This window comes from Streptomyces sp. NPDC043685 (assembly GCF_056436585.1).
The window spans coordinates 82,058-97,618 of sequence record NZ_JBWKCH010000005.1; the positions used below are offsets into that span (position 1 = coordinate 82,058).

Below are 15,561 nucleotides of genomic sequence, written 5' to 3' on the forward strand. Positions count from 1 at the left end.
CGGCCGGAGTACGGGCCCGCACTGCATGCACGGTCATGGAACCCCGGGCCGGTGTTACCGTTCCCCTATGGCGTCGAAAACGGCTGGTGGGCAGCTCGAGGACCGGTGGCGGGACATCCTGTCGGCCCATGCGCGCACGATGTGCGAGATCGACCGTGCGCTGCATCCGCACGGCCTGGGCGCCTCCGACTTCGAGGTTCTGGACATGCTCGCGACCGCGGCGCCCGAGGAGGGCGAGCAGTGCCGGGTGCAGAACCTGGTGGGGCGGGTCCACCTCAGCCAGAGCGCGCTGTCGCGGCTGATCGCCCGGCTGGAGAAGGACGGGCTGGTGACACGGTCGGTGTGCGCCGAGGACCGGCGGGGCGTGTGGGTCTCCCTCACGCGCAAGGGCCGTGACCTGCACGCGGAGGTGCTGCCCCTGCAGCGGGCGGCACTGGCCCGGACGCTGGGCGGCTGACCCGCCCAGGTCCGGACCGGGCCGGTCGCTTCACTGGCGTGCCAGCAGGGTGCGCACTCCCTCCGAGGTGAGCGTCAGGCGGTGCTCCGAACTGCCGTCGATGGTGAGCGACAGGTCGTCGGCGGGCCACTGCGCGGCGAGGGCGCCGAGCGGCACCAGGCGGTAGCGGGAGACGAACGGCAGCAGTCCGGCCATCTCCATCTCGGAGGTGAACACGGGTACCACCGGTTCGCCGCCCGGCTGCTCCAGCACCGGCAGCGCCACCGCCGTGGGATGGACGGCGTCGGCGTCGGCCGCGTCGTCGGGCACGGGGATGAGCACGTCGCTGTTGGCGAGCGCGTCCAGAGCCGCCGCGTCCTCGGTGTTCTCGGCGAGGACGTCCAGTGCCTGCTGGGCGGGCGTGGGCGTGGGGTCGTTTGCGGGTGTCTCCATGGCAGATTCCCTGGTAGCGGCGGTCGTGCGGCCAGCCCGGGGACATGATCCGCCCCGGGTACGGTCCTGCTCGCGTACCCGAACGGCAACGGGGCAACCCTGGTGGATCTCCGGGGTTCGTGGGAGCGCGGGGGAGATCGTGTGGGGGGCCGGGCGGATTCCCGGGCCGTCGAGGGATGTTGACGCCTGTGATGTTACCGGTAACATCACACCTCTGATCCTTCCGTACACGCCTGTGTCCTCCTCCCACCCCCGCGGTGGCCCGTCCTCCGGAGTCCGCGTGATCGAAGAGCACGCCGCCCGTCTTTCCCCCGCACCGCCTGGCCCCGTGTTCAGCGGGGCCGCCGTGGTCGCCTCCTGCGTGGGCTTCGGGGCGTTGCAGGCCCTGTACGGCCCGGCGATCCCGGCGCTGCGTGCGGAGTTCGGGCTGTCGCCCTCCGCGGCGGGGCTGGGCCTGAGCGCGCACTTCGTGGGTGGTGTGGCCGGTGTGCTGCTGTTCGACCGGCTCTACGGGCGGGTCGGCAACCGGCGCATCCTCGGCAGTTCGTATCTGCTGATGGCCCTCGGCGCGGCCGGCTTCGCGCTGGCGCCCGACTGGCCCACCGCCCTGGCGGCGGCCCTGCTCGCCGGCTTCGGCTTCGGCGGCATCGACTACGGCCTCAACCAGTTGTTCGCCGTGGGCTTCGGCCACCGTTCGACCGCCATGCTGAACATCCTCAACGCGCACTTCGGCATCGGCGCCATCCTCGGCCCCGCCGTGATCGGCGCGGTCGGCGCCGAGCACTACCCGGCGGTCTTCCTCGTCTTCGCCCTCGCCAACCTGCCGTTGCTGCTGTGCCTGCGGGGCGTGCGGAACCGGGCTCCCGCCCCGGCCGGGGAGCGGGCCGGTGGCGGTCCCGTCCTCAGCCGGAGCCTCGGTTCGGTGCTCGCGGTCTTCGTCGTCCTCTATGTCCTGCACGTGGGCATCGAGGCCGGTGTCGGCGGCTGGGAGCCCACGCATCTGGAGACCATCGGCTACGGCGCGGGCGTCGCCGCCACGGCCACCTCCGTGTACTGGCTGATGATGACCGTCGGCCGCTTCCTGGTCGCCCCGCTCGCGCTGCGTTTCTCCGCCCAGGCCATCATCACCGTCTCGTGCGCGGGGATGACGGTGTGCCTGCTGGCCGCGACCGTCCCGGCGCTCGCGCCCTACGCCTACGCCGGTGTCGGTCTGTTCATCGCGCCGATCTTCCCCACCGGCCTGCCCTGGCTGAACCGGGCCGCCCCGCGGGCACGGCGGGCCGGTGCCCTGGTCATCGCGGCCTCCATGATCGGCGGGGTCGCCGCGGGACCGGCGCTGGGCAAGGCCATCGAGTGGTCCGGGGTCCGCGCCGTGCCGCTCCTGCTGTGCGGCGTCTCGGCGCTCTGCCTGGCCGCGACGCTCTGGCTGATCCGGGGCACCCGCTCCCGCTGACTCCACTCCCCCTTCGGAAGGGAAGCCCCCGCATGCCCGCCCTGACGACCACGTCCGACGGATTCCTGCTGCACGGCGAGCCGTTCCGGATCATCTCCGGTGCGCTGCACTACTTCCGCGTCCATCCCGGGCTCTGGTCCGACCGGTTGCGCAAAGCGCGGCTGATGGGCCTCAACACGGTGGAGACCTACATCCCGTGGAACCACCACCAGCCCTCCCCCGACGGCCCTCTCGTCCTCGACGGCTTCCTCGACCTGCCCCGCTTCCTCCGGCTCGCCCGGGACGAGGGGCTGCGGGTGCTGCTGCGGCCCGGGCCGTTCATCTGCGCCGAGTGGGACGGCGGCGGCCTGCCCGACTGGCTGACCTCCGATCCGGACGTCCGGCTGCGCAGCAGCGACCCCCGCTTCATCGGGGCCGTCGACCGCTACCTCGACCTGCTGCTGCCCGTGCTCCGCCCGCACATGGCGGCGGCGGGCGGTCCCGTCATGGCCGTACAGGTGGAGAACGAGTACGGGGCCTACGGCGACGACAGCGCCTATCTGAAGCACCTCGCCGACGCCTTCCGCTCCCGCGGCGTCGAGGAGCTGCTGTTCACCTGCGACCAGGCCGACCCCGAGCACCTGGCCACCGGCAGCCTGCCCGACGTCCTGGCCACCGGCACCTTCGGCAGCCGTATCGAGCAGTCCCTGGCACGCCTGCGCGAGCACCGCCCCGAAGGCCCGTTGTTCTGCGCGGAGTTCTGGATCGGCTGGTTCGACCACTGGGGCGGTCCACACCATGTGCGGAGCGCGGCCGACGCCGCCGCCGACCTGGACCGGCTGCTGTCCGCCGGGGCGTCGGTCAACATCTACATGTTCCACGGCGGGACCAACTTCGGCTTCGGCAACGGCGCCAACCACAAACACGCCTACACGCCCACCGTCACGTCCTACGACTACGACGCCGCGCTCACCGAGTGCGGTGATCCGGGCCCGAAGTACCACGCCTTCCGCGAGGTCATCGCCCGCCACGCCACCGTGCCCGACGAGCCCGTCCCGCTTCCGAGTGCCAAACTTCCGCTCACACCGGTCCGGTTGAGCGGCCGGGCGGCCCTGCTGCCCCTCGCCGGCTCACTCGCCCCGCCCGTGCGCACCGAAGTGCCCGCGACCATGGGCGAGCTCGGGCAGCGCACCGGTTACGCGCTGTACCGCACCACCCTCCCGGCCGGCGGCGACGGCCTGCTGCACTTCGCGGGCGGCGTCGGCGACCGCGCCCAGGTCTTCGTCGACGGCGCGCCGGCCGGTGTGCTGGAGAGCGAACGCCACGACGAGTCGCTGCCCGTGCGCGTGCCACGGCCCGGCGCGGCCCTGGAGGTCCTCGTCGAGAACATGGGCGGCGTCAACTACGGTCCCCGCATCGGAGCGCCCAAGGGCCTGCTCGGACCCGTCTCCTTCAACGGCACGGACCTGACCGGCTGGGACTGCCACCCGCTGCCCCTGGACGACCTGGAGGCGGTGCCGTTCGCCCCGGCCGCCGAGGCGCCGGCCACCGTGCCGGCCTTCCACCGCGGCACCTTCGACGTCGACACGCCCGCCGACACGTTCCTCTCCCTGCCGGGCTGGTCGAAGGGCCAGGCCTGGATCAACGGCTTCCACCTGGGCCGCTACTGGAACCGCGGCCCGCAGCGCACGCTCTACGTCCCCGCTCCGGTGCTGCGCCCGGGCGCCAACGAACTGGTCGTGCTGGAGCTGCACGGCACCCCCGCCCCTCACGCCCTGCTGACCGACACCCCCGACCTCGGCCCGGAGAACACATGGTGACGCATCTCCTGCGCGTGCCCCCGACCGAGGCTGCTCCGCAGACCGGCCACCTGCCCTTCTCGGACGCGCCCGGTGTGCCCGATCCGATCGGGGTCACGAGCCGCTGGCTCACCCGGGGCGGCCGCCCCTGGTTCCCGGTCTCCGGCGAGTTCCACTACTCCCGTTACCCGAACGGGGAGTGGGAGGAGGAGCTGCTGAAGATGAAGGCGGGCGGAGTGACCACCGTCGCCTCCTACGTCATCTGGATCCACCATCAGGAGAGCGAGGGCCGGGTCCGCTTCGACGGCGACCGCGACCTCGGGCGCTTCGCCGGGCTGTGCGCCCGCCACGGCCTCGACTTCATCCCCCGGATCGGCCCCTGGTGTCACGCGGAGGTGCGCAACGGCGGCCTGCCCGACTGGCTGCTGGCCCGGACCCGCGCCCCGCGTACCGACGACCCGGCCTATCTGGAGCCCGTGCGCATGTGGTTCGCGAGGATCGCGGAGCAACTCGCAGGTCTGGAGCGGGCGAACGGCGGCCCGATCGTCGCGATCCAGATCGAGAACGAGCTCTACGACCAGCCCGGTCATCTGCGCACGCTGAAGCGCCTCGCCCAGGAGGCCGGGCTGAGCGCGCCGCTGTGGACGTCGACCGCCTGGGGCGGGGTCCGGCTCCCGGGCGAGGACCTCCTCCCGCTGTACGGCGGCTATCCGGAGGCGTTCTGGACGGAGGCGGACGGCGGCTGGCCCGACACCTGCCGCAAGCACTTCTTCTTCACCCACGAGCGCGACGACGAGGCCATCGGCCCGGATCTGCGGCCCAGGCGGGTGCCGGGCGCCGCCGCTTCGGAGGACAGGTTCCCTTGGGCCACCTGCGAGTTGGGTGGTGGCATGGCGGTCGCCTACCACCGGCGGCCGCGCGTGGAGGCCGCCGATGTGGGTGCCCTCGGACTCACCAAGATCGGCTGCGGTTCGGTGTGGCAGGGCTACTACATGTTCCACGGCGGTACGAACCCGGCCGGCGAGCTGAGCTCCCTCCAGGAGTCGCACGCCACCGGCTACCCCAACGACCTGCCCGTCCTGACCTACGACTTCCAGGCCCCGCTCGGGGAGTACGGACAGGTGCGGCCCTCGTACCACGAACTGCGCCTCAGCATCTGCTGCTGGCCGGCTTCGGGCAGCGGATCGCGGCCATGCGGTCCGTACTGCCCGAGCGGTCGCCCGCCGGGCAGCACGACCGGGACACCCTGCGCTGGGCCGTGCGGACCGACGGCACCTCGGGTTTCCTGTTCGTGACCAACCACCAGCCGCACGAGCCGCTCCCGGACCACCCGGACACGCTCTTCACGGTCGACTTCCCTCACGCCTCCTCGCTGACCCTGCCGAGCACTCCGGTCAGGGTGCCCTCCGGCGCCTACTTCTGCTGGCCGCTCCGGCTGGACGTGGCGGGGCTGCGGCTGGAGTGGGCCACGGCCCAGCCCGTGTGCACCGTCGAGGCGGACGGCCGTACGGTCCTGGTGCTGGCCGCGACCGACGGCATCGCGCCCGAACTCGCCCTGGACGCGGACACGGTGGCGGCCGTCACCGTGCCGTCCGGGGAGGTCACGCCGGTCGCCGGCCGCATCCTGGTCAGCGGTGTACGGCCCGGCACCGACGCCCTGGTCGAGGTGGACGCGGCCGACGGTTCACGGGTCGGCCTGCTGGTCCTGGACGCGGCCACCGCCCGTACCGTCTACCGGGGGCGGGCGTGGGGCGCCGAGCGGCTGGTGCTGTGCGAGGACGGTGTGGTCTTCGACGCGTTCCGGGACGAGGTGCGGTTGCACAGTGCGGCCGCCGAGCCCTCGTTCGCGGTGCTGCCCGCGCCGGACGCGGCGCCGATGGTCGCGGATGCCCGGGTCCGGCGGGCGGCGGACGGCGTGTTCACGCGCTGCACGATCGAGACCGGTGCCTCGCCGCACTCCCCCGCGACCGTCGTGTGCGTCCGGCCGGGCGGCCCGGCTCCCGCTCCGGTGACCGGCGTGCAGGGCCGGGCGAGCGTGCCCGCCGACGAGGACGTGGACGCCGCGGCCGCCGAGTACCGGGTGGACGTACCGGAGGACCTGCTGCGGGACCCGTCGGGTGTGCTGCTGCGGCTGCGCTGGACGGGGGACCTGGCGCGGGCCTACGTGGGAGACACTCTGGTCGCCGACCAGTTCTTCTCGGGCCGGGTCTGGGACATCGGTCTCGACCGGCTGCCGGTCGCGGCGTTGCTCGCGCGGGGGCTGCGACTGAAGGTGCTGCCGCTGGCCGGGGACGCGCCCGTGCACGTCCCGGGGCCGTCGGGCGACGCGTGGCGGGAGCCCCGGGTGCTGGACGCCGAGTGGGTGGTGACGCGCCGCCTGACGGTGCGGACCGGCTGAGGAGCCGTCGGGCACCGCCCGGCCTATGCTGTGCTCCTGCCGGGCGGGTTCAGGACCGCCGTACCGACCCCGAGGAATCACCCGCCATGACACCGAGCGCCACCGACGGCCCCGCGCCCCGGGGCCGCAGCAGGCGCAACTTCGCGGGGGCGCGACCCGTGATGGCCGACGTGGCCCGGATGGCCGGTGTCTCCAAGCAGACCGTCTCGCGGGTGCTCAACGACCATCCGGCCGTGCGCCCCGGGACACGCGAGGCGGTCCTGGCGGCCATGCGCACGCTCGGCTACCGGCCCAGCCGCAGCGCCCGGTCCCTGGCCAGCGGCAGGACCCGGATGCTCGGGGTCATCTCCTTCGACGCCGCCCGGTACGGGCCCGCCTCGATCCTGACCGCGATCAACACGGCGGCCCAGGAGGCCGGTTACCTCGTCAGCTCCATCGCCCTGGACACCGCCGACCACGACACCGTCGTCGAGGCCGTGAACCGGCTGTCGGCCGAGGGCGCCGACGGGGTGATCGCGATCGCGCCGCAGCTGTGGGTGGGCCGGGCGCTGGCGGAGACGACCGATCTGGGCACCCCTCTCGTGGTGCTGGAGAACGCCCTCGACGAGGGTACGCCCCTGATCACCGGCGATTCCCGTACCGGAGCGCGCAAGGCGACCGAGCACCTGCTCGGCCTCGGGCACGCCACCGTTCGGCACATCGCCGGGCCGACCGGCTGGACCTCCGCCGACCAGCGGCTGGCCAGTTGGGAGGCGACGCTCCGGGCCGCCGGTGCCGCCGTCACGGCCCCTCTCGTGGGGGACTGGAGCGCCGGCTCCGGCTACGACCTGGGCCGTCGGCTGGCCCGCAGCCCGGAGGTGACGGCGGTGTTCGTCTCCAACGACCAGATGGCGCTCGGCGTGCTGCACGCGCTGCACGAGGCCGGACGGTCGGTGCCCGGGGACGTCAGTGTCGTCGGTTATGACGACGTCCCCGAGGCCGCGCATTACCTGCCGCCGCTGACCACCGTGCGCACCGACTTCGCGGAGATCGGCACCCGTTCGCTGCGGCTGCTGCTCGACCGGATCGACGGCCCGGGCGAGCCGCGCGTGGACACCGTGGTTCCCGTGGACCTGGTGGTCCGGGCCAGCAGCGGTCCCCCACCGGCGGGTTGACGGGCGACCTGAGCCGAGCCGGCAGCGGCCCCCCACCGACGTTGACCGGCGGCCGTCAGCCCTTCGCCTGGGCGGCCGCCCGCTGCCAGGCGCCCTCCCGCAGCAGCCGCAGTCCGTTGAGGCCGACCAGGACCGTGGAGCCCTCGTGGCCCGCGACGCCCAGCGGCAGCGGAAGGTCGCCCGCCAGGTCCCAGACGACGAGACCGGCGATGAACACCCCGGCGATCACCAGGTTCTGCACGACCAGCGCGCGGGCCCGCCGGGACAGCGCGACGGTGGCCGGGACCGCGGCGAGCTCGTCCCGCACGATCACGGCGTCCGCGGTCTCCAGGGCCAGGTCGGAGCCGGCCCGGCCCATGGCGATCCCGGTGTGCGCGGCGGCCAGGGCGGGTGCGTCGTTGACGCCGTCCCCGACGACCAGCACCTTGCGGCCGGCGCTCTCCATCTCCCGCACGGCGGCCAGCTTGTCCTGCGGCAGCAGCCCGGCGCGCACGTCGTCGATGCCGGCCTCGGCGGCCACATGTGCGGCGGCCCTGGGATTGTCACCGGTGAGGAGCACCGGGGCGCTGCCGGTGAGCCGGGCGAGGGAAGCGACCGTGGCGGCGGCGTCCGGGCGCAGCCGGTCGGCGATGCCGAGCAGTCCGGCGGGCGCGCCGTCGACGACGACCAGGACGGCGGTACGGCCGGACTCCTCCAGTTCCGCGGCCGGTTCGACGGCGTCGTCCGCCAGCCGGGCGGGGGCGCCCACCGCGACCGTGCGGCCGCGTACGACGGCGGTCACTCCCACGCCGGGCGTGGAGGTGAAGTCCTTCGCCTCCGGCAGGTCGAGGCCGCGCTCGCGGGCCGCGTCCACGACCGCCCGGGCCAGCGGATGCTCACTGGGCCGCTCGGCGGCCGCCGCCAGCGTCAGCAACTGCCCTTCGTCCAGGCCGGATCCGGGCAGCGGCCGGACATCGGTGACCCGGGGTCCGCCCTCGGTGAGCGTGCCGGTCTTGTCCAGCGCGACCGCGTCCACCTGTCCCAGCCGTTCCATCACCACGGCCGACTTCACCAGGACGCCGTGCCGTCCGGCGTTGGCGATGGCCGACAGCAGGGGCGGCATGGTGGCCAGCACCACCGCGCACGGAGAGGCCACGATCATGAACGTCATGGCGCGCAGCAGCGCGTCGGTGAGCTCGGCGCCGAAGGCCAGCGGCACCAGGAAGACGGCCAGGGTCGCGGCCACCATGCCCAGTGAGTAGCGCTGTTCCACCTTCTCGATGAACAGCTGGGTGGGGGCTTTGGTCTCGGACGCCTCCTGCACCATGCGCACGATCCGGGCGATCACCGAGTCGGACGCGTCCCGCTCAACCCGGATCCGCAGCGAGCCGGTGCCGTTGAGGGTGCCCGCGAAGACCTCGTCGCCCCGCTCCTTCGCCACGGGCAGCGGCTCCCCCGTGATGGTCGCCTGATCCACCTCGCTCGCCCCGTCCAGCACCCGGCCGTCGGCGCCGACCCGCTCCCCGGGGCGGACGAGGACGGTGTCACCGACCGCCAACTCCTCCACCGGGACGGTCTGTTCGCCGCCGTCGGGGTCCAGCCGGGTGGCCGTGGCGGGGGCCAGGTCGAGCAGACCGCGGACCGAGTCGGCGGTACGGGCCGTGGCCAGGGCCTCCAGCGCGCCGGAGGTGGCGAAGATGACGATGAGCAGGGCACCGTCCATGACCTGCCCGATCGCGGCCGCGCCCAGGGCGGCGACGACCATCAGCAGATCGACGTCGAGGGTGCGGTCCTTGAGCGCCTTGAGCCCTTCCCAGCCCGGCTCCCACCCGCCGGTGACGTACGCCAGGGCGTACAGCGGGCCCCATGTCCAGGCGGGGGCGCCGGTCAGCTGCAAGGGGAGCGCGAGCAGGAAGAGGACGGTGGCCGCGGCGGCCCAGCGTGCCTCGGGGAGCGCGAGGACACGGGTACGCCGCCGGGGCGCGGTCCCGGGGCGCTCGGGCGTGGCCCGTTCGGCCTGCTGCGGCGTGAGGGTGGAGGTCATCGGGGGTCCTTCTGGCGGGGGCGCGTCGGCTCCCCTCACCATACAGGAATACATGAAGACTCATTCATGCCTTCATGCGACGGCTGGTCGCCACCCCTCCCCTCCCGCCGTCACCGCACCGGAACGGCCACGTACTGGTACTCCAGGAACTCGTCGATCCCCACCCGGCCGCCTTCCCGGCCCAGCCCGGACTGCTTGACCCCGCCGAACGGGGCCGCCGGGTTGGAGACGAGACCGGTGTTCAGGCCGACCATGCCCACCTCCAGGCCCTCGCTGACGCGCAGCCCACGGTCCAGACCCTGGGTGAAGACGTAACCGACCAGGCCCCACGGCGTGTCGTTGGCGCGGCGCAGCACCTCGTCCTCGTCGTCGAAGGTGAGGATCGCGGCGACCGGGCCGAAGATCTCCGTGTCCATCAGGCGGCTGCCCGGGTCCACGTCCGTGAGCACGGTCGGCGGGTAGAAACACCCCGGCCCTTCCGGCGTACGGCCGCCGACGAGCACCCGGGCGCCCCGTTCGACGGCGTCGGCGACGAGTTCCGCGACCTTGGCCCGTCCGGTGGTGTCGATCAGCGGTCCGACGTCGACGCCGTCGCGCGTGCCGGGGCCCACCACCAGCGCGCCCATCCGCTCGGCGAGCCTGTGCCCGAACTCCTCGGCCACCGACCGGTGGACGAAGAACCGGTTCGCGGCCGTGCAGGCCTCGCCCATGTTGCGCATCTTGGCGACCATCGCCCCGTCCACGGCGACTTCCAGGTCCGCGTCGTCGAAGACGATGAACGGCGCGTTGCCGCCCAGCTCCATCGAGGTGCGCACGACGGTGTCGGCGCACTGCGCGAGCAGCAGCCGGCCCACGGCGGTGGAGCCGGTGAAGGACAGTTTGCGGATCCGGCCGCCGCGCAGCAGCGGCTCGCACACCTCGCCGGCGCGGGAGGTGGTGACGACGTTCAGCACACCGTCCGGCAGGCCCGCCTCCTGGAGGATCCCGGCCAGTGCCAGGCTGGACAGGGGGGTCTGGGGGGCGGGCTTGAGGACCATCGTGCAGCCCGCCGCGATCGCCGGGCCGATCTTGCGGGTGCCCATGGCCAGCGGGAAGTTCCACGGCGTGATCAGCAGACAGGGGCCGACCGGGCGACGGGAGAGCAGCATGCGGTTGCGGCCGTCGGGCAGCAGTCCGTGGTCGCCGTCGATGCGGACGGCCTCCTCGGAGAACCAGCGGAAGAACTCGGCGGCGTAGGCCACCTCTCCCCTGGCCTCCGTGAGCGGTTTGCCCATCTCGGAGGTCATCAGGTGGGCGAGCTCGTCGGTGCGCTCCAGGATGAGCTCATGGGCCCGGCGCAGGATCTCGCTGCGCGCCCGGGGCGCCGTGCGGGCCCAGTCGTGCTGGGCCTGGACGGCCGCCTGCTCCGCGAGCCGGGCGTCCTTGGGACCGGCGTCGGCGACGCGGCAGAGGATCTCACCGGTGGCGGGGTCGTCGACGGGCATGGTGGCGCCGTCCGCGGCATCCACCCAGGCACCGCCGATGAACAACTGCGTCAGAACCTCGGTCATGTCGTCTCTCCTGGTCGGTCTGCGGTGGGGTCGAGGAGTTCGGCGAGGTGCAGGGCGTGGATGTCCCGGCCGTCGGCGAGGTGGTCGATCTGGGTGGCGCAGCTGAAGCCGTCGGCGATGACGGGGCGTCCGTCGAGGGTGTCGAGGCGGGGTGTGAGGGCCAGGTCGGCGACGGCGATGGAGGTGTCGTAGTGCTGGGCTTCGAAGCCGAAGTTGCCGGCCAGGCCGCAGCAGCCTTCGGCCTCGTCGACGCTGTGCACGCCGAGCCGTCGCAGCAGGTCGGCGGGGTGGCGGCCTTTGAAGGTGGCGTATTCGTGGCAGTGGGTCTGGAGCACGACGCTGTCGGGCAGCGGCGGCGGGCTCCAGCCCGGGTCGGCCAGGTCGGTCAGCGCGCCCGTGAAGGTGTGCACGCGGTCGGCGACCCGCCGGGCGGCCTCGGTGCCCAGCAGTTCGGGGACGTCACGTTTCAGCGCGGCCGCGCAGCTGGGTTCGGCGACGATGATCGGCCGGTCGTCGCCGTTGTCGAGAGCGGCGACCGTGCGGGCCATGATTTTGCGGGCCACGGACAGCTGGCCGGTGCTGACCCAGGTCAGTCCGCAGCACAGTCCGTCCTGCGGCGCGCAGGAGATACCGGCGTCGGCGAGCACACGGCTCGCGGCTCCCGCGACCTGGGGGCGGAAGGCGCGGGTGAAGCTGTCGACGAAGAGCACGGCCTTCGCCGGCTCGTTCGTCTTCGCCGCCCGCAGGGTCCTGCGCAGGGCGCGCCGGGAGGCGAAGGCCGGGATGCGGCGCCGGGTGGTCACACCGCCCAGGCGGGCCAGGATCCTGCCGAGCGGCCCGCGCAGCAGGGCGTTGACCGGCCGGGCCGCGTATCCGGCCAGCATCGAGGTCAGCGGCAGCCAGCCCAGTGAGTAGTGGGAACGCGGACGGAACCGTCCCTTGTAGTGCTGGTGGAGAAACTCCGCCTTGTAGGTGGCCATGTCGACCCCGACGGGGCAGTCGCTGGAGCAGGCCTTGCAGGACAGGCACAGATCGAGGGCGTCCTTGACCTCGGTCGAGCGCCAGCCGTCCGTGACGGCCTCGCCGCGCACCATCTCCTGGAGCATGCGGGCCCGGCCGCGGGTGGAGTGGTTCTCCTCGCCGGTGGCCCGGTAGCTGGGGCACATCACCCCGCCCGCGTCACTGCGACAACGGCCCACACCGACACAGCGGCGCACCGCGCCGGCGAAGCCGTCCTGATCGTGGGGGAAGGTGAACAGCGTGCTGACTGGCACGACATCGGGCGTGTGCAGTGCGAGGTCGGCGTCGAGCGGGGCCGGGTCGACGATCACGCCGGGGTTCAGAAGCCCCTCGGGGTCGAAAACCTTCTTGAACGCGGCGAAGGCCTGGATCATGCGGTGGCTGTACATCACCTCCAGCAGTTCGCTGCGCGCGCGTCCGTCACCGTGCTCACCCGACAGCGTCCCGCCGTGCTCCACGACCAGGGCGGCGGCCTCGCCGAGAAAACGGCGGGCGGCACCACGGCCGGTGTCGGTGGCCAGGTCGAAGTCGATGCGTACGTGGACGCATCCGGCGCCGAAGTGCCCGTAGAGCACTCCGGTCAGCTCGTGGGAAACGAGCAGCTTGCGGAAGTCGCGCAGGTAGGCGGCGAGGTTCTCGGGGGCGACGGCCGCGTCCTCCCAGCCGGGCCAGGACTCCCCGCCGTCGGCCAGCCGGGCAGCGAGCCCGGCCCCGTCCTCACGCACCCGCCACAACGACCGCCGCTGCGCGGGGCTGTGCACGACCCGGCCCCCCGTCAGCCGGCCCCGCGTCTTGAGCGCGTCGAGCAGTTCGGCGGCGCGGGCGTTCACGGTGGCCTGGTCATCGCCTTCAAGTTCGACATACAGCCACGCCCGGCCCTCGGGCAGGCCGGTCACCGAGTCCTCGCCCCGGCGGGCGCGCATGGTGGCGACGATCGCCTCGTCCATGCCCTCCACCGCACTGGGCGAGTAACGCAGGATCTCCGGCACGTCCTCGGCCGCCTCGACCACATCGTCGTAGCCGAGAGTGAGGAGGGTGGAGGCCTGTGCGGTCGCCACCAGGCGGACCGTCGCAGCGGTCACGACCGCACAGGAGCCTTCGGTGCCCACCAGAGCACGGGCCAGATCGAACCCGTTCTCCGGCAGCAGATGCTGGAGCTGATAGCCCGAGACCTGACGCGGAATACGCCCCAGCTCGGTCCGGATCAACGCCAGATTTTCCCGCACCAGCCGCTTGAGATCCGCCTCCAACCGGGCGACGAGAGAGCCATCGGCAGGGTCGAGCGGATGCAGCCCGGATCGGTCGGCGACGGCCCGCACGCCGTCAGCCGTCACGATCTCCAGCGCCACGACATGCCCGCTGGTGCGTCCGTCGCGCACCGACCGGTTCCCGCACGCGTCGTTGCCGATCATCCCGCCGAGAGTGCACCGGCTGTGCGACGACGGATCCGGCCCGAAATCCAGCCCGTGCAACGCCGTCGCACTGCGCAGCGCATCCAGCACGACACCCGCCTCGACCCGCGCGGTACGCGCCTGGACGTCGATGTCCAGAATCCGGTTCATGTACCGGGAGAAGTCCAGCACCACCCCCGGCCCGACCGCGTTACCGGCCATGCTCGTGCCACCGCCACGCGCTGTGACCGGCACACCCGCCTCGCGGCACGCCCGCACCACCGCCACCACGTCCTCGGCGCTCCGCGGGAAAGCCACCGCCCGCGGCGGCACCCGGTAGTTGGAAGCGTCGTAGGCGTACGGGCCGGTGGCCCCCGGGCCGGTCTCCACCCGCAGACCGGGCGCCGACTCGGCGATACGGGACATGAGACCCGCCAGGTCGCGGGTGGTGGTGGTCATCGCCGGGACGCTCCCGACGTGCCGGCTTCGACCGCGTTCGCCCAGGCCTGGAGGCCCTCGTCGACGCCCGTCTCGTCGATCACGAGCGCCGGGATCATGCGGACGACCTGGTTCCATGCGCCGCACAGCAGCAGGAGCAGGCCTTCGTCGATGGCGGCGCGCTGGACGCGGGCGGCGGTCTCGGGGTCGGGGCTGCCGTCCTCGGTGACGAACTCGGTGGCGAGCATGAGGCCGAGGCCCCGGACGTCACCGATGCCGGGGGTCCGGTCGGCCACGGCCTCCAGACCCTGGCGCAGCCGCCGGCCCATCGCGTCGGCGTTCTCGACGAGCTTCTCGTCGCGTACGACGTCCAGGGTCGCGCAGGCGGCGGCGCAGGCGACGGCGTTGGCGCCGTACGTGCCGCCCTGCGAGCCGGGCCAGGCCTTGGTCATCAGTTCCTCGGAGGCGGCGATGCCGGAGAGGGGGAAGCCGCTGGCCAGGCCCTTGGCGGTGACGAGGATGTCGGGGGTGACGCCGAAGTGGTCGTGGCCCCAGAAGCGGCCGGTGCGGCCGACGCCGGTCTGGACCTCGTCGAAGATCAGCAGGAAGCCGTGCCGGTCGGCCCGCTCCCGCAGGCCTTCCAGGAAGGCGCGGTTCGCGGGGACGTAGCCGCCCTCGCCGAGGACCGGCTCGACGATGATCGCGGCCGTGTCGGCGGGCGAGGAGATCGTCTGGAGGGTGTAGTCGAGTTCCTTCAGGGCGAAGCGGGTGGCGGTCTCCTCGTCCCAGCCGTACCGGAAGGGCGTCGGGAACGGGGTGACGACCACACCGCTCATCAGCGGCGAGAATCCGGACCGGAAGCGGATGCCGGAGGTGGTCATGGAAGCTGCGGCGACCGTGCGGCCGTGGAAGCCGCCGTGGCAGACCAGCACGTTGGGACGGCCGGTGGCCTGGCGGGCCAGCCGCAGTGCCGCCTCGACTGCCTCGCTGCCGGAGTTGGTGAAGAACAGGCTGTCCAGTCCGGCGGGCAGCACCTCGCCCAGCTTGTCGACCAGGCGGCGCAGCGGCTGGTGCATGACGGTCGTGTACTGACCGTGGATCAGCGTGCCGACCTGCTCCTGCGCCGCCGCCACGACCTTGGGGTGGCAGTGCCCGGTGCTGGTGACGCCGATGCCGGCGGTGAAGTCGAGGTAGCGGCGGCCGTCCTCGCCGTAGAGGTGGACGCCCTCGCCCCGGGCCGCCACGACGGGCGTGGCCTGGCGAAGGTGCGGCGACAGTGCGGTCATGTTGTCTCCCGGCCGTACGTCGAGGTGTGGTTGCTGGGCTGAGCTCCGGAAACCGAGCATCCAAGCCGGAGCGGGAGGCGACAACGCGTGATCTGTCCGGCCGGAACCCGTTGTTCGGACGTTGTGTCAGGGGCCGGGTCCCCGGAGCACCACCTGTCCCGCCCATGGACAGCCCTTGCGC

General features: G+C 73.0%; 9 protein-coding genes and 1 pseudogene. 5 read left to right on the top strand and 5 right to left on the bottom strand.

All coding sequences use genetic code 11. From position 1 onward, the window contains the following. The first annotated feature begins 67 nt into the window (after nt 1-67). Nucleotides 68-457 (top strand): MarR family winged helix-turn-helix transcriptional regulator, encoded by a 390-nt coding sequence (locus AC0665_RS17395; RefSeq protein WP_478610115.1) that lies wholly within the window; start codon nt 68-70, stop codon nt 455-457. A 30-nt stretch (nt 458-487) separates the two neighbouring features. Here the strand turns inward: AC0665_RS17395 and AC0665_RS17400 are convergent, their stop codons facing one another. Continuing rightward, nucleotides 488-889, bottom strand: coding sequence for an SseB family protein (locus AC0665_RS17400; RefSeq protein ID WP_478610114.1), 402 nt, complete (start codon nt 887-889; stop codon nt 488-490). Nucleotides 890-1,217: 328 nt separating this feature from the next. Here AC0665_RS17400 and AC0665_RS17405 point away from each other — a divergent pair, with 328 nt between their 5' ends. From AC0665_RS17405 to AC0665_RS17420, 4 genes and pseudogenes are all read left to right on the top strand, one after another. Beyond that, the gene (locus tag AC0665_RS17405; protein WP_478705488.1) at nt 1,218-2,342 is read left to right on the top strand and encodes an MFS transporter; all 1,125 of its coding nucleotides are present in this window, start codon (nt 1,218-1,220) and stop codon (nt 2,340-2,342) included. A gap of 32 nt (nt 2,343-2,374) precedes the next feature. Beyond that, a complete protein-coding gene (locus AC0665_RS17410; protein WP_478705277.1) occupies nt 2,375-4,141 on the top strand; it encodes a beta-galactosidase in 1,767 nt (588 codons plus the stop codon). Beyond that, a pseudogene (locus AC0665_RS17415) lies at nt 4,135-6,518 on the top strand (beta-galactosidase). The gene AC0665_RS17410 and the pseudogene AC0665_RS17415 overlap by 7 nt, the downstream one beginning before the upstream one ends. 86 nt (nt 6,519-6,604) lie before the next feature. Further along, nucleotides 6,605-7,672 (top strand): LacI family DNA-binding transcriptional regulator, encoded by a 1,068-nt coding sequence (locus AC0665_RS17420; protein ID WP_468405932.1) that lies wholly within the window; start codon nt 6,605-6,607, stop codon nt 7,670-7,672. Nucleotides 7,673-7,727: 55 nt separating this feature from the next. On the opposite strand, the gene AC0665_RS17425 is transcribed toward AC0665_RS17420, so the two are convergent. The 4 genes from AC0665_RS17425 to AC0665_RS17440 form a co-directional block, all read right to left on the bottom strand. Beyond that, a complete protein-coding gene (locus AC0665_RS17425; protein ID WP_478705278.1) occupies nt 7,728-9,695 on the bottom strand; it encodes a heavy metal translocating P-type ATPase in 1,968 nt (655 codons plus the stop codon). Between the two features lie 110 nt (nt 9,696-9,805). Next, complete coding sequence (locus tag AC0665_RS17430) at nt 9,806-11,245, bottom strand: NAD-dependent succinate-semialdehyde dehydrogenase (RefSeq protein WP_478610111.1); 1,440 nt, start codon at nt 11,243-11,245, stop codon at nt 9,806-9,808. Continuing rightward, nucleotides 11,242-14,115, bottom strand: a complete 2,874-nt coding sequence (locus AC0665_RS17435; RefSeq protein WP_478705279.1) for an FAD-binding and (Fe-S)-binding domain-containing protein — start codon at nt 14,113-14,115, stop codon at nt 11,242-11,244. Before AC0665_RS17435 ends, AC0665_RS17430 begins: the two co-directional genes overlap by 4 nt. Then, the gene (locus tag AC0665_RS17440) at nt 14,112-15,380 is read right to left on the bottom strand and encodes an aspartate aminotransferase family protein (RefSeq protein ID WP_478705280.1); all 1,269 of its coding nucleotides are present in this window, start codon (nt 15,378-15,380) and stop codon (nt 14,112-14,114) included. Before AC0665_RS17440 ends, AC0665_RS17435 begins: the two co-directional genes overlap by 4 nt. Nucleotides 15,381-15,561: the final 181 nt, after the last annotated feature.

Coding starts and splice junctions, on each gene's coding strand:
- AC0665_RS17440 (WP_478705280.1), bottom strand. CDS start 15,380: ATGACCGCACTGTCGCCGCACCTTCGCCAGGCCACGCCCGTCGTGGCG.
- AC0665_RS17410 (WP_478705277.1), top strand. CDS start 2,375: ATGCCCGCCCTGACGACCACGTCCGACGGATTCCTGCTGCACGGCGAG.
- AC0665_RS17425 (WP_478705278.1), bottom strand. CDS start 9,695: ATGACCTCCACCCTCACGCCGCAGCAGGCCGAACGGGCCACGCCCGAG.
- AC0665_RS17435 (WP_478705279.1), bottom strand. CDS start 14,115: ATGACCACCACCACCCGCGACCTGGCGGGTCTCATGTCCCGTATCGCC.
- AC0665_RS17400 (WP_478610114.1), bottom strand. CDS start 889: ATGGAGACACCCGCAAACGACCCCACGCCCACGCCCGCCCAGCAGGCA.
- AC0665_RS17420 (WP_468405932.1), top strand. CDS start 6,605: ATGACACCGAGCGCCACCGACGGCCCCGCGCCCCGGGGCCGCAGCAGG.
- AC0665_RS17395 (WP_478610115.1), top strand. CDS start 68: ATGGCGTCGAAAACGGCTGGTGGGCAGCTCGAGGACCGGTGGCGGGAC.
- AC0665_RS17430 (WP_478610111.1), bottom strand. CDS start 11,245: ATGACCGAGGTTCTGACGCAGTTGTTCATCGGCGGTGCCTGGGTGGAT.